1 protein-coding gene is annotated in these 16827 nt (G+C 67.6%); it reads right to left on the reverse strand.

The annotated features are described in order from the left end of the window. Positions 1-23: 23 nt before the first annotated feature. Positions 24-16769, reverse strand: coding sequence for a non-ribosomal peptide synthetase (locus JQT59_RS33200; RefSeq protein WP_213578298.1), 16746 nt, complete (start codon positions 16767-16769; stop codon positions 24-26). Positions 16770-16827 lie beyond the last annotated feature (58 nt).

Genomic DNA, 16827 nt, shown 5'->3' on the forward strand with positions numbered 1-16827 from the left:
TCTGCGATCCGGATCACGTGAAGTCATGCCACCTCCCCGCTCCAGTTCGCCACGAGCGCCGTCAACTCCGCGGCCCACCTCGCCACGGTGTCGAACTCCAGCACTGCCGAGGAGAAGGAGAAGTAGGCGTGCACCGCCCCCTCTCCGACAGGCTCGTAGAAGCTCAGAGTCAGGTCTGCATCCGGCACTCCGACCGGCACCGGCATCAACCCGTCCAGCGCACCGAGATGCGACAGGCGTGCCTGCTCGTGATGCACCAGCATGATCTGCGGACGCATCACCCTCGCGTCGCCTTCGCCGAGGGCGTCGACGACCTCGGCGAAGGCGATGTCCTGATTGTCCAGGGCATCGAGGTTGTTCGCACGGATACGCCGCAACAGCTCCGTGAAATCCGGTTCTCCACTCGTGTCCGTCCGCAGCACAACGATGTTGAAGAAGCAGCCGATCAGGTGGTCCAGTGCCTCCTCCGGGCGTCCCGCTACCAGAGAACCCATGGGAATGTCCGTACCGGCACCGTGCCGCGTCAGGACGGTCGCGAGCGCCGCCTGCAACACCATGAAGAGGCTGGTTCCGGTACGGCTCGCCAGCGCATCGATCGCGGCGTGCAGATCCGCGTCGATCTCCACGGGCACGATCTCCGCCTGCGGCGCGGACTGCGAAACCGGGCAAGGCAACTCCAACTGCGCCGGTAGTCCGGCCAGCCGCTCCCGCCAGTACGCGAGCTGTCGGGCGTGCCGACTGCCCGGGTCCGCCGGGTCGCCCAGAAGCGACCGCGACCACACGACGTAGTCGGGGTAACTCACCGGCAGCGGTTCCCACTCCGGGGCATTGCCGTCCGAACGCGAGGCGTACGCCCCCAGCAGATCCCCGAGCAACGGCACCACCGACCACTCGTCCACCGCGATGTAGTGCATTGCGAGGAGCAGGGCCTGGGTTCCGTCCGCGCCGCCGACGAGGTGGGCACGGAGCGGCGGCTCCTCGGTGAGGTCCATCGGCTTCTGGGCCAGCGCGAAGACCGTGCGATGCACGTCGCCGTCGCCGACGTCGACCACGTCGAGAGTCGGCGGAACCGCTTCCTGCGCAATCACGGTGCCGTCGATCTCGACATACACGGTGCGCAACGGTTCGTGACGGGACGCGACATCGCCCAACGCCTGCGCCAGGATCACCGGATCGACCGTCCCGCGGAGTTGCAGCGACAGTGCATGACTGGCCGTCGCGTCGCTTCCAGCCGCGCGGAACTGGTTCCAGAACCGGCGTTGCGGCCCGGACAACGGCACCACGTCCGGGCGTGGGTACGCCGGTGCGAGCACCGGCCTCCCGCTTCCGCCTGCGGCGATCACGATCGCCGAGAGTTCGGCCACCGTGGACCGGTCGAAGATGTCGCGGATGCCGATGTCGACGCCGAATCGCTGACGGATCTTGCCCACCAACCGCATCGACGCCATCGAGTTTCCACCGAGGTCGAAGAAGTTGTCGTGAATTCCCACCGACGGCAGGTGCAGTATCTCCGCGAACGCCCCGGCGATCTCCTTCTGCTCCGGCGTCTGGGGGGTACCGTCCCCCGTCAACGCGGACCAGTCCGGCCGAGGAAGCGCCTTGCGGTCGAGCTTTCCGTTCGGCGTCAACGGCAGATCGCCGTCGAGCACCACGACCAGGGTGGGCACCATGTAGTCGGGTAGTCGTGTGGCCACATGCTCGCGCACGGCCCGTGGGTCCACGGCGTCGGACAGGGAATCCTCCGACGGGGTCACATAGCCGACGAGCCGGACGATGTCGCCCTCTCTGTCTGCCACCACAGCAGCCTGCTTGACACCCGGATGACTCCCGAGCGCTGCGATGATCTCGCCGAGTTCGATGCGGAATCCACGAATCTTCACCTGATCGTCGACACGCCCGAGGAACTCGATGTTGCCGTCTGCCCGCCAACGCGCCCGGTCACCCGTCCTGTACATCCGCGAACCCGCGGCCCCGAAAGGCGAAACCACGAAGCGTGCCGCGGTGAGGTCGGGCCGGCCCAGATACCCACGTGCGAGCCCACGCCCGGCGATGTACAACTCCCCCGCCACCCCGGGCGGGACCGGCTGCAGGCGGTCGTCGAGCACGTACGCCTGCTCATTGGGGTCGGGGATGCCGATCGGCACGGCCGAGGTCCAGCCCGGTTCGGCCTGCCACAGAGTGTTGTTGACGGTGGCCTCCGTGAGCCCGTACGCGGCGAGGAGATTGAGCCTCTCCGCCCATCGGCCGATCAGCTCGGGCGGCACCGTTTCCGTGCCCACCAGCACCGTGCATCCCTCGGGGACGACGCACCCTGCGGGAAGCGCCGCCAGCAGGGACGGCGGGATGATCGCGTGCGTCACCGCGTGCTCGGCCATGAAGTCGGTGAGTTCGGGTCCTGCCACCCTGGCGTCGTCCGGGACGATGACCAGACGTGAACCCGTGCACAGGGCCATCGACAGCTCGAAGACCGCCACGTCGAAGCCGATCGATGCGAACTGCATGACCACCGAACCGGGCACCAGTCGCATCCGCTCCTGCGCCGTGGCCACCAGGCTGGGGATGCCGTCGTGGGTGAGGATCGCGCCCTTCGGTTTTCCGGTGGAACCCGACGTGTAGATGACGTACGCGGCGTGGTCCACACCTCGCGGCGGACACGGCAGATCTTCGCCGTGCGCGGTGTCGAGTTCGGCGAGAATCGATGCGTCGTCGAGGAGGACGCGGCTCAGCCCGTCGACCTCCGCGATGCGCGGGCTCTCCGACACGGTCGTCACGAGTACCTGCGCGCCGGAGTCGGCGAGCATGTACGAGATGCGGTCGGACGGATGGTTCAGGTCCAGCGGCAGATAGGCGGCACCCAGCTTCAGTGCGGCGAGAACCACGGCCACCATGTCCGCCGACCGCGGAACAGCCAGTCCGACAACGCTCTCGACCGACACCCCGCGACGATGCAGCAGTGCCGCAATGCGGTCGGCGCGTGCACTCAATTCCGCATAGGACGCCTGACCGTGCTCGTCGACCACAGCGACGGCGTGCGGAGCGGCATCCACGTGGCGTGCGAACGCCTCGTAGAACGTTTCCTCCGCCACGGGCAGCGCGGTGTCATTGAACCCACGCACCACCAGTTCTCGTTCGTCGTCGAGGAATACGTCGAGATCACCGACCGGAACGTCCGACTGCACTGCGACCGTGTCGAACACGGAGATCAGTCGACGTGCGATCTTCGCCGCGGTGTCGCGGTCGAACAGGTCGCTGCCGTACTCGAGACGCAGTTCCACCCGGTCCTCGTCGAGGTACTCGGTGAAGTTGAACACCAGGTCGAACTTGGCGGTGCGCTCCTCGAACTGCACCGGAGTCACCGAAAGACCAGGCGCGAGAGCAGCATCCGCCGTCCGGCTGTGGTAGCCGACCATCACCTGGAACAGCGGATTCCGGGCCAGGGTGCGGCCGGGATTGACCTTCTCCACCACCGCTTCGAACGGCACGTCCGAGTGCGCGAACGCAGCCAGGTCGATGCCGCGGACCCGACCCAGCAACTCGTCGAACGTCGGATTGCCGGACACGTCCGTCCGCAACACGACGGTGTTGACGAAGAACCCGATCAAGTCGTCGAGACCCTGCTCGCTTCTGCCCGCGACGGGTGCCCCGATCGGCAGGTCGTCCCCCGCACCGAGCCGGTGCAGCAACGCCGCGGATGCCGCGTGCATCACCATGAACATGGTCGTGCCGGTGGCGCGCGCCAAGGTACGGAGCGAGCGCGTGGTGGCGGCGTTCAGCACCGTTTCGATGGCACCACCCGAAAAGCTCGGTCGCGCAGGGCGGGTGCGGTCGGCCGGAAGCACCAGTTCTTCGGGTGCCCCGTCGAGAGTCTTCGCCCAGTAGTCGAGTTGACGGCTCACCAGGCTCGACGGGTCCTGCGGATCGCCGAGCATCTCCCGCTGCCACAGGGTGTAATCGGCGTACTGCACGTCGAGCGGTTCCCATGCCGGTGCCGCATTCTGCGCCCGGGAAGCATAGGCCGTCATCAGGTCCCGGAGGAACGGCCGGTCCGACCATTCGTCGGTGGCGATGTGGTGCAACACGATCGCCAGCACCTGCTCGTCACCGATCCGGATCAGGGCCGCTCGGATCGGGATCTCCGTCGCCAGATCGAACGGGCGCCCGACCGTGTCACCGACCAGTCGGAAGAGATCGGCATCCGTGCCGTCCACCACGCAGACGTCGGGTCGCACATCGCCGAGGATCACCTGCACCGGTTCGCCGTCGTGCTCCCCGAACACGGTGCGGAGCGATTCGTGCCTCGCCACCACGTCGGCCAGCGCCTGCGCCAGCAACCCGGGATCGAGCCCGTCCCGCAGTCGCAGCACGATCGGGAAGTTGTAGGCCGCCGAACCCGGGTCCATCTGCTGGAGAAGCCACAAGCGTTGTTGCGCAGCCGAAAGCGGGAGATTTCGGGGGCGCGGTCTCGCGGTCAGCACGGGACGCGTCGACCCCGTGTTACCCCGGATGCGGTCGGCCAGTTCCGCGACGGTGGGCGCCTCGAACAGGTCGCGCATGACGAGGTCCGTGTCGAGGGCGGCCCGGGCCCGGCTGATCAGACGGGTGGCCAGCAGCGAGTGCCCGCCGAGGTCGAAGAAGTTGTCGTCGACACCCGGAGCCGGAACGCCGAGGATGTCACCGAACAGGTCGGACAGAACCCGTTCGGTGGTGTCCCGCGGCTCGGTGCGCGCACCGGCGTGGACGCCGAGCACCTCCTCCGCAGACGGGAGCGCCTTGACGTCGAGCTTGCCGTTGACGGTCATCGGCAACGACTCGACCTCGATGACCGCGGCCGGAATCATGTAGTCCGGCAGGGTTGCGCGCAGCGCCCGTGAGTACTTGTTAACATCCCGCGGTTGATAAGTACTCACGGGGACGGTGTAGCCCACGAGCCGCTTGAAACCACCCGGGCCGGTATCGACGACCACTGCGGCCTGGCGCACGTCGTCCAACGCTTCGAGCGCCGACGCGATTTCGCCGAGTTCCACCCGGTGGCCGCGGATCTTCACCTGATCGTCCGTGCGGCCGAGGAAGTCGAGATTCCCGTCCTCACGGCGGCGGACCAGATCGCCCGTCCGATACATACGTACGGATGTGCCGAACGGATCGGCGACGAACCGCTCCGCCGTCAACGCGAACCGGTCGAGGTAGCCGCGCGCCAGCCCGACACCGGAGATGTACAGCTCACCGGGAACTCCGTCCGGGACCGGACGCAGCCAGGCGTCCAGTACATACGCCGAGGTGTTCCAGATGGGGGTTCCGACCGTCGGAGTGACGCTGTCGCCGGTGCCTGCCCCGAGGGTGTTGATCGTGTACTCGGTGGGGCCGTACAGGTTGTAACCGCACGTTCCCTCGGTGTCCCGCAGACGGTTCCATACCGAATCCGACACGGCCTCGCCGCCGAGCAGCACGAGAGGTGGCCGATGGTGTCCGTCACCGTCGTCGAGCAATCCCTCCTCGATCAGGTGTTGCGCGTACGTGGGTGTGACGTTGACGACGTCGATCCGATGGGTGTCGCAGTAGGACACCAGGGCTTCGGCGTCGCGGCGGAGGTTCTCGTCGCAGATGTGGACCTCGTGGCCTTCGACGAGCCACAGCAGTTCCTCCCACGACATGTCGAACGCGAACGAGACGGTGTGGGCGATGCGCAGACGCCGGCCACCCGCGGCGCTCACCACCGGTTCGAAGATTGCCTCGCGGTGGTTGAACTGCATGTTGGTCAGACCGCGGTACGGGGTGACCACACCCTTCGGCTTGCCTGTCGATCCCGACGTGTAGATGACGTACGCCGGATGGTCCAGCCGTCCCGGCGTCCCCGGCACGAAGCTTCCGAGTTCGTCATCGGACAGCGGCTCCGAAGACACGGTGTCGAGAAGCGCGGTATCGACCGCGAGGACGTCGACGTGGGCCGCGGCCAGCGTGCCCGCGACCTCGGCGGTGGTCACCAGGGTGACCGGGCGTGCATCGTCGAGCATGCCCACCAGGCGTTCGGCGGGGTGGTCCAGTTCGAGCGGCAAGTAGGCGGATCCGGTGCGCAGCACGGCGAACAACGCCACGACCATCTCCACCGACCGCGGAACTGCCAGCGCGACAATCTTCTCGGGGCCGGCGCCGTGATCGAGCAGGAGCCGCGACATGCGGTTGATGTCTGCGTCGAGTTCCGCATACGTCACCGTGCGGTCCCCGAAGACGAGAGCCGAGTGGTCCGGGCGCTGCCGGGCGGCGTCCGCGAACAGGTCGGCGATGGTCGCGTCGGGCAACGCTCTGGTCGCCGGCGGGGTGACCGCGGCCCCACCGGGAATACTGCCCACCATCCCGGACATGTCGGTGGACCACTGTGCGAGCAGGTCCACGAAGCGGGCCAGCATGGCTTCCACCCGCGACTGCGACACGCGATGAGGATGGAATTCGAACTTCACCTTCACGCTGGCGCCCGGCGTCACGACGACGGTCAGCGGGTAGTGGGTGTGGTCGATGCTGTCGCCGCCGCTGATGTCGTGGGCGGCGTTGAGCGCCGACACCTGCTTCTCATCGACGAAGTTCTGCAGCACATACAGCACGTCGAAGAGCTGCCGATGGTCCGAGACGCGCTGAATCGAGGCAAGACCGAGGTAGTCGTACGGGGTCAGCGCCAGCCGCTCGGACTGCGCCCGGCGCAGCAGCTCGGTGACGGTCTCGCCGGGACGCAACGTCAAGCGGACCGGGACCGTGTTGAGGAACATGCCGGCGACGGCGTCGAGGCCCGGCACCTCGGGGGGCCGGCCGGCCACCGTGGTGCCGAACACCAGGTCCGCTCTTCCCGTTTCGATCCCGAGTACGACGGCCAGTGCCGCATTGAGTACGGCGTTGAAGGTGACACCGGCACCGCGGGCGGCGGCACGAAGGCGCTCACTGAGGTCCGCATCGAGCACGGCGTCCCGACGTTGTGGCGGCTGTGGGTCGTCCACCGCTGCCGCGGCCACCAGGGTGGGTTCCTCGAGTCCGCGGAGGGCTTCCGTCCATGCCGCCTGCGCTGCGTCCGGGTCCTGTGCGGCCAGCCAGGTCAGGTAGTCCTCGAAGGTCCCCTCCGGGGAACCGAAACTCGAGTCGTCGCCCGCCGAATCGTAGAGGGCGAGAAGTTGACTCACCACCAGGCCGTTGGACCAGCCGTCCCACAGCAGGAACTGCCGGTTGACCACCAACCGGTCGTGATCGTCGGCGAGATGGAGAACCATCACGCGCCACAGCGGCGGAGCCGTCAGATCGAACGGCGTCAGACGGTCGCGGGAGGCCAAATGCTCGGCGTAGTCGGCCCGTTCGGTGTCACCCAGATCCCGAAGATCGAATTCGGTGATCGGCACGTCGAGCCCGGCGCTGACGAATTGCACCGGAGCCGAGAGCCCGTCACTGACGAATCCCGCCCGGAGCGTGGGGTTGCGTCGTTGCAGGGTGCGCAGCGCAGCGGCAAGGCGGTCGGGGTCCAGTCGGTGCGCGAAATCGAGCGAGAACTGCGCCGTGTAGATGTCCGAACCTGCCGCGAACCCTGCCTGGAAGTACAACCCTTCCTGAAGTGGTGACAACGGGAGCACCGTCTCCACGCCCGCAGGGCAGGTCGCCGCGATGCGGTCGATCTCATCCTGGGTCAGGCGAACCAGCGGCAGATCCGACGGGGTCAGTAGCGCCGGCCCACGATGTTCGGATACCGACTCCGCCAACTCGCCGAGAGCCGACGCCCAACCCTCGCTGAGCGCGATCGCGTCGTCCTCGCTCAGGTCGTCTCCCGACCAGGCGAAGACGGCGTGCAGCTGCGAACCCTGTTCGCCGTCTTCGCAGAGCGCGTTGATCACCAATCGGTAGGGCGCGCCGAAATCGGAATCGGGGTCCGTGAGGAGGGAATCGGATTCGGCCGCCGGGGTCCACGGCCCGGACACCGCGTGTGGCATCCGGCCCAGGTAGTTGAACAACACCTGGGACTCGGACCGCGACCCGAGGAGTCGAGCGGTCCGCGCGTTGAGGTACCGCAACATGCCGTATCCGATGCCGCCGTCGGGCGCCGCACGCAGCTGTTCCTTGACGGCCTTCAGGGTGTCGAGTGGGCCGCCGGCGCTAGGCAACCGCACCGGGGCGACGTTGGTCAGCCAGCCGACCGTGCGCGAGAGGTCGAGTCCCGGAACCAGTTCCTCGCGGCCGTGCCGTTCGAGGTCCACCACGAGGTCCTGGTTGCGTTCGCTCGCTGCGCGCCACCGGTCGACGGCCAGCCGCAGTGCGGCGACCAGCACGTCCGTGACGTCAGCGCCGACCGCTGCGGGAACGGTGGTCAGCAGCGCGTTCGTCAGCGCGGAGTCCAGGCGCACGGTGCGACGAGCGCCACTGCTCACCACCGCGGTATCGGAGACACCGGGGACGAGGTCGGCGCCCGGTGCGGTGACCTCGAGCCAGTGGTCGAGTTCGGCGAGACGTGTCGGCTCGTGCGCCTGTTCCGTGACGATGCGCGAGAACCTCCGCAGTGACGTGGGCACCGGATCGAGTGCCGCGACCTGTCCGCTGTCAGCGGCCACCCAGGCCATGGCGAGATCTTCGACGAGGATTCGCCAGGACACCCCGTCGACGACCAGGTGATGGGCGACGAGCAGAAGCCTGCCGAGCTCGTCCGGTCCCGCGTCGAACCAGACGGCCGACACCATGATCCCGCTGTCGGGGTCGAGCCGGTCGGTGGCGGCGTCGGATTCCGCGGCCACCAGCTGACGCAGTGCCTTGTCGTCGAGTCCGGTCGCGTCGACCCGGCGGATCGACGCCTCCGCCGTCTCCGTGATCTCGAGTGACCAGACTCCGGGCGCATGCCGGATCAGGTGCTGGCGAAGCCCGTCGTGATGGGCGATCACCGAGCGCAGCGCGGAAGTGAGCACGTCGCTGCTGGTGCCGGCCGGTGTGTGCAGGAGAACGGCCTGGTTGAAGCGGTCTTTCTCGCCGCTCCACTCGGACAGCCGGTGGACGACGGGAAGCGGCAACAGCGCCCCCGTCCCCGACTCGACAGGCACTGCGGCCTCGGCCACGGCGGCCGGCGTGTCACCTGCGAGCCTCGCGAGGGCAGCCGGTGTCCGCTGCTCGAAGATCTGGCGCGGGGTGATCGTCAACCCCTCCCGCCGTGCGAGATTGACGAGCCGGATGGCCAGGATGCTGTCTCCACCGAGCATGAAGAAGTCGTCGTCCACCCCGACCACGTCGAGCCCGAGGACCTCGGCGAAACGGGCGGCGAGCATTTCCGGGGTGTCGTTGCCGCCGGCGTGTGCCGACGCGGCCGGAGCCGGGAGGGCGGGCGCGGGAAGAGAGGTGCGATCCAGCTTGCCGCTCGGGGTGAGCGGGAAGGCGTCGAGGATGACGAAGAGGACGGGCACCATGTACTCGGGCAGAGCGGAACTCAGCCGGGCACGAACGTCGTCGAGGTCGATGTCACCCACGAGGTAGCCCACCAACTGCTGCCTGCCCGGCCGGTCCGAACGGACGACGGCGGCCGCCTGCCGCACTCCGGGACAGGCCGACAGGTGCGCCTCGATTTCGCCGAGCTCGATTCGGAAGCCCCGCAGCTTCACCTGATCGTCCACTCGGCCGACATACTCGACGGCTCCGTCAGCATTGATCCGTGCGATATCGCCGGTGCGGTACATGCGGGTACCGGAAGGTGAGAACGGGTCGGCGACGAACCGCTCCGCACTCAGCGCTGCCCTGCCGAGGTATCCGTCGGCCACCTGCGGACCCGACAGATACAGCTCTCCCGATGCACCCGGCGGCACCGGATGCAGGTACCGATCCAGGACGTACAAGCCGGTGTTCGACGTCGGGAAGCCGATCGGCACCGACGACGCTGCAGCGTCGATGTTCTGCACCGACGCCGCGTAGCTCACCTCCACGGAGGCCTCGGTCGGCCCGTACAGGTTGTCCACTTCCACACCCGGCAGCACCTCGGCCACCCGCCGTGCCGACGCCACGGGCAATGCCTCACCGCTGCAGGCGATGATCCGCAGCCCGGTGCATCCGGCCGCGGCAGGCTCAGCGAGGAACGCCTCGAGCATCGAGGGGACGAAATGCACTCTGGTTACCGACTTTTCGACGATTACATCCGTGAGATAGCCCGGATCCTTGTGTCCGTCCGGCCGCGCGAGTACGACGGTAGCGCCCGCGAGGAGAGGGCCGAAGAGTTCGGGCACCGAGACGTCGAAGCTGGCCGGAGTCTTTTGAAGCACCCTGTCCGATGGGGTGATCGGCCGGAACGACTGCATCCACAGCAGTCGGTTGACGATACCGGCGTGCGGCACGACGACGCCCTTGGGCCGACCGGTCGAACCGGACGTGTAGATCACGTACGCGGGATGGCCCGGCGAGCCCGTCTCGGGCAGCGGCGCCGACGAGTAGTCGTCCGCTTCGCTGACACGCACCTGGGGAACGCCTGCGTCGGTGACGAGAGCGGCGGTTCCGCTGTCGGTGACCACGCACACCGGGTGCGCGTCCTCGAGCATGTATGCCAATCGCTCTGCGGGGTAGCCGGTGTCGAGCGGCACATAGGCTCCGCCCGCCTTGCCGATCGCCAGCAGCGACACCATCAGGCCGAGTGAACGTGGCAACGCCACGGCCACCCTGGACCCCGGGTAGACGCCACGCTCGATCAGCAGCCGCGCGAGACGGTTGGCCCGGGAATGCAACTCGGCATAGGTAAGTTGTTCGTCCTCGAACACGACGGCCACCGCGTCGGGTGTTCGGGCTGCCTGCTCCGCGAGAAGAGCGGTGAGTGTCGTGTCGGGCAACGCCGGACGCGCATCGGGCACGGCCGGGTGGACCGGTCGACGTGAAGCCAGAACCACACTCGACACTGCTTGGTCGGCGTCGCGAGTGACCTCGCGAAGATAAGCCACCATCGATTCGGCGAAACGGCCGGCTGTCGCCGAATCGATGCGTGTGGCATCGTATTTCAGCTCGAGGATCACCGTGTCACCGGGCACGACGATCAGCGTCATCGGGTACGGCGGGTGCTCGTCGAAACGCACGTTCGTCAGGTGTACGGAGCCGGACGGGTCGGTGGCAGCGCCGTCACCCAGCGGATAGTTCTCGAAGACGACGAGTGTCTCGAACATGGTGTGCAAGCCGGCATCGCGGCGCAGTTCGGCCAGTCCGACATGCTGGTGGTCGAGCAACGCCGATTGCTCGTCCTGCCATCGCGTGAGCGCCTCGGCCACCGTTTCGGTGGGCCGATACCGTAGTCGCGCCGGGACGGTGTTGATGAACAACCCCACCATGGCTTCGATTCCGTGCAGGTCGCCGCCGCGCCCGGACACCGTGGATCCGAACACCACGTCGTCCGTGCCGGTGAGGCGGCCAACGACAAGTCCCCAGGTGCCGTGCACGAGCGTGCTCAGGGTCAGTCCGCGGGCCCGGCCGACGGCCACGAGTGCGTCGGTGTCCGCGGCCGGCAACGCCACCTGCACGCTGCGAATGCCGGACTCGCTCGGGGACGCGGTGCGGTGCAACTCCACAGGCTCCGGTAGGTCCCTGAGCGCTTCTCGCCACACCTCGAGGGACGCGTTCCGGTCGCGCCCCGCCAGCCATTCGAGGTAGCTGCGGTACGGGGTGGGCGCCGGCAACACCGGCGGTGTACCCGACGTGCTGTAGAGGGCCAGCATCTCGCGCAGCATCACCGGCACCGACCACCCGTCGGCGATCACGTGGTGGATCGACTGCAGCAGAAGATACTTCTCCGACTCCAGTCGGGCGAGCGTGTAGCGCAGCAGCGGCGGCCGGTCGAAGACGAAGCCACGAGAGCGGTCCGCGGCAAGCACCTCCTCGATCCGCTGGGACGGGTCCGCGACTTCGGTGAGGTCCAGCACGTCCATCGGTACCCGGACACCGTCGCGGATCACCTGCACGATCCGGCCGTCCGACACGGACGAGATTCCGGTGCGCAGCGCAGCGTGCCGATCGACCACGGTCTGCAAGGCCCGGTGTAGTGCGCTGGGGTCGACGGGGCCGCTCAGCTCGATGACCTGTTGCACCACGTAGGGGTCCGAATCCATGTCCTCGAACGCCGACTGGAAGTAGATTCCCTCCTGCAACGGCGTCAGCGGGAGCACATCGGACGGACCCGACAACGCGTCGACGTCGTGCTGTGTCAATCCGACCAGCGGGAAGTCCGAGGGTGTGCGCCCGCCCAGGCGTTCGATCCCGGCTACGGCCGACAACGCCGTGGTCCACTCTTCGGCGAGCGCCTCGACGTCGTCCCGCCCGAGAATTCCGGGCGCCCAGGTGAAGGAGGTGCTCAGCACCGGCCCGTCCCCGCCGTCTTCGGCAATCACGTTCAAAGTCAGGACGTGCCCGAGCGGCATGCGTGGGTCGTCGGCGCCGCCCATCGCCTGAGGCAACCAGTCGACCTCTCCCCCGGCCGCGACTCGGCCGAGGTAGTTGAAGAGCACCTGAGGGGTCGGCGCGTGCCCGAGTTCCGGCACCGAGTCACCGAGGTAACGCAGTGCCCCGTAACCGAAACCGGCTCCCGGGATGCTGCGCAGCTGCTCCTTGACGGCCTTCAGCGCCGACGCCAGCGCCTCGTCGCCGTCTGCCCCACCGGGGTCGATCGCCACGGGATACACCGTGGTGAACCAGCCGACGGTCCGAGACAGATCGACCGTCGGTCCACCGGGCGTGCGCACCAGGTCTTCTTCGCGTCCGTGCCCTTCGAGATCGAGCAGGACCGGACCGGGCACGGCCTCCGCTCGACGACCGGCCCGCCACCTCGAAGCGGCCACGGCGAACGCGGTGAGCAGCACGTCGTTGACCGATCCGGAGAACGCCGCGGGTACGGCCGAAAGCAGCGGGCGGGTGAACTCGGGCGAAAGTGCGACCGTGAGAGTTTCGGCCTGACCGGCCAGATCGACCGCGGGGTCGAGTGGACGGGATCCGAGCATCTGTTCGGGAGTCGACGTCACTGCCTTCCAGAACGGTAGCTCGGCATCGAAAGATCCTGTGTGTGCGCGTTCTTCGAGCAGCGCAGACCACCGGCGTAACGACGTGCCGACGGGCGCAAGGGCGGGCTCGGCACCGGAGATGAGAGCAGTTCCCGCCTGCGCCAGGTCTTCGAGAATGATGCGCCAGGAGACGCCGTCGACTACCAGGTGGTGCCCGATCAGAAGCAGCCTGCCCGGACCGGAGGCCGCCCGGAAGAGGACGGCCTGCAACATCACGCCGGCGTCAGGATCGAGCCGGTTGAGAGCTGCCTCGGTTTCGCCGTCGAGCCGCTCGGAAAGGAGCTGATCCATCCTGCCCTCGACCTCGACGACGCGCAGCACGTCGGGTGCAGAGGAGGGATCCCAATGCGGCACCGACAGTGCCCACCGCTTCCCGCGAACCAACCGTGCTCGCAGGGCATCGTGCCGCTCGACGACGGCCGAGAGCGCTTCGCGCGCACACTGTTCGTCGAATTCGAGTGGGGTCTGCACCAGCACCGACTGATGGAACCGGGTGATCTCGTCCCCCGCCTCGCTGATGCGGGCGAGGATGGGAGTGCCGGCGACAGCGCCGAACGCGATGTCGTCCGTGTCGACCGCTGCCACCTCGCGTCCGGCCTCGGCCCGGGCGAGCGCTTCGGCGGTGCGGAGTTGGAACACCTCGCGCGGACTGATCGACAACCCTTCCCTGCGGGCATGGTTCACCAACGAGATGGCGACGATACTGTCGCCGCCGAGGGCGAAGAAGTCATCGGTGACCCCGACCGACTCCACCCCGAGGACTCCGGCCATCAACGCGCACAACGACTCCTCGACGGCGGTACGCGGGGCGACCCTGTTCCCCGCCGCGCCGAAATCGGGTTCCGGCAGGGCCCGCCGATCCAGTTTGCCGTTGGCCGTGAGCGGAAACCGGTCGAGAATCACGAAAGCCGACGGCACCATGTACTCGGGCAGTCTCGACGACGCCCACGTCCGCAGTTCGGAATCGTCCAGTGCCGAACCGGAGTCGGGCACGAGGTAGGCGGCGAGATACTTGGCGCCGGTCGGCGTCTCCCGCACCACCACGGCGCTGTGCCGCACGGCGGGATGCGCGGCGAGTCCCGCCTCCACATCCTCGAGTTCGAGGCGCATCCCCCGGATCTTCACCTGATTATCGGCGCGGCCGAGAAAGTCGAGCGAACCGTCGGGGGTCCACCGGGCCAGGTCACCGGTGCGGTAGAGGCGTGAACCGTCGGCGGCAAAGGGATTGGCAACGAAGCGTGCCGCCGTCAGCGCCGACGCTCCGACATACCCGCGTCCGAGCAGGAATCCGCCCGCGTAGAGCTCACCACTCGCACCGAGCGGTACCGGGTTCAGGTGGCCGTCCAGAACATAGAGTTGGGTGCCGGGGTTGGGGCGGCCGATCGACGTCGCGATCCGTGCGGCGTCTTCCCGGTACACGACGTGAGACACACCGATGGTCGCTTCCGCCGGACCGTAACCGTGATACAGCGTCGTCGACAACTGAGCGCGGAAACGTTCGAACAGTTCCGGTGTGAGAACCTCACCGCCACACCACACATGCTTCAGTACCGACATCCGATCCGTGCCCCGCGACAGGTCGAGAAGTACATCGAGCATCGAGGAGACGAGGTAGACGAACGTCACCGACTCCTGCGCGATGAGGTCGAGCAGGTACTGAGGGTCGCGCTCCCCGCCGTGTTCGGCCACCACCAGCCGCCCACCCGACACCAGGGGCAGCAGAATTTCGTTGACCGAGATGTCGAAAGACAAGGGGGCCTTGAACAACGACGCGTCCCCGGTTCCGAAATGCAGAATTTCGTCACGCTGCCACAGCAAGCGGGCGCACACCGCGTCGTGGCGAATCATCGCACCTTTGGGCCGGCCCGTCGATCCCGAGGTGAAGATGACGTACGCCAGTCGGGCACCTTGCACGGTGAGAGCTGGCAGGTCGGTGGAGTAGCCCGCGTACGCCCAGTCCGCCAGGTCGACCGGGACGGCGCTGCCACCGGCGTCCGCCACCCGGCCGGGTCCGGTGAGGACGAGGCCCGCCCCCGCGTCCTCGAGTACGGCAACGCGACGATCCTGCGGCCACGACGGGTCGAGGGGAACGAAGGCGCCGCCCGCGCACACCACGGCCAGGAGCCCGACCACCATCTCGGCCGAGCGCGGTAACCCCACGGCCACAACGTCTTCGGATCCCACGCCACGAAGCCGCAGGTGCTGGGCGAGCTGAGCCACCCGTTCACCGAGCTCGCGATAGGTGAGGCGGATCTCGCCGGCGACCAGCGCCTCCGCATCCGGGCTGCGTCGCACTTGTTCCTGGAACAGTTCGGGGATCGTCGCCGACTCCTGTGCGCGCCCCGAGTCGTTGAATTCCGTCAGCAGTTGGTGACGTTCGGCCTCGGTCAACGGGTCGAGAGTGGAGATGGTCGCGGAAGGGTCGGCGACGAACTGGCCGACGAAGTGTTCGAGCCGGCGACGGTGTTCCTCGAGTTCGGCGTCCAGGCCGTAGGGCGCGCGTAGATCGATTTCGATGGCTTCCGAATCCTGTCCTCCGCGAATGGAGAAGTCGAGGTCCGATACCGGTCCAGTGGCCGAACTCCGCACCCACGCCGGGAACCCGCCGAACGTGAGCGAATGCTCGAACATCATCGAATTGATACCTGGTCCGAAAATCTGCCGGTCCGGGTCGATCGATCGCAGGTCCCGGGCGAGATCTTCACCGCGGTAACGGCCGTGCCGCAGCACCGAGACGAGTGTCGTGTCGATTCGCCGGGCCAGCGCGCCCACAGTCATGCCGGAATCGACCTGAATCCGCAACGGCAGGATGGTGGAGGCCATCCCGGGCACCCGGCGCATGTCGCGCCCAATCCGCGCCGCCATCGGCAGCGACAACGTGAGGTCGCGCCTGCCGGTGATCCGGTGGATGTACGCCACCAGGATCGCGAGAGGGAGCCGCGTGCGGCGGATTCCGGCGTCGGCGGCAAAGGCGTAGAGGGCGTCGGCGTCCTCCCCGTCGATCTCGACTACTGCCGAAATCGGTGCTTCCGACCGGTCCTCGACAAGAGGGAGCAACCGCGGGGGTTCCGGTGCGTCGATCACCTGCTGCAGCCAGAATTCGCGATCGGCTGCGAATTGCGCAGACCCGCGGTATTCGCGATCGGCGGCAAGCAGCGAGTCGAGGGGCCAGGGGCCGGCGGCGGTCTCGAGATCGGGGTCGTCGTAGCGCTCGACGACGTCCGCTACCAGCCGTGTGATGCCATAGCCGTCGATGATGCTGTGGTGATATCGCTGGTACCAGATCAACGATTCGTCCCCGGTGCGCAGCAGGGCGTGGTGGAACAAGGGCTCCTTGCTCCCTACAGAGACCACGGTCTGCATGTCACGGTCCATCCAGGCACGCGCACTGGACTCCGGATCCTCGTCGGCGCGCAGGTCGACGACGCTCAGGGACCAATCGTCGGGGGATGTGGGCACCTGCAGGAGCTCGTCGTCGTCTCCCCGCTCGAAACGCACGTGCAGCGCCTCGGCACGTTCGACCGTCTTCCGGACAGCGGCGATCGTGCGGTTCAGATCAATCGGACCAGCGACCTCGACGACCAGCGACAGGTTGTACACCGGGCTGCCCGGGTGCAGCTCCTGCCCCACCCAGACCTCGGACTGCGCGGCAGTGAGGGGCAGCGCGGTCGGCATAGAAGCAGACGTATGCGCGCTCTCTGCAGAGAGGAACTGAGCCTGGGCAGCCGCCGAGTGGTCCGGTGACATGGTGATCCGATCGTCCGTCGAGAGTGCTCGTCGCACGACCAGCACCCGACGGAGTTTA

Source organism: Rhodococcus sp. USK13, from assembly GCF_018343855.1.
Classification (GTDB): domain Bacteria; phylum Actinomycetota; class Actinomycetes; order Mycobacteriales; family Mycobacteriaceae; genus Rhodococcus_F; species Rhodococcus_F oxybenzonivorans.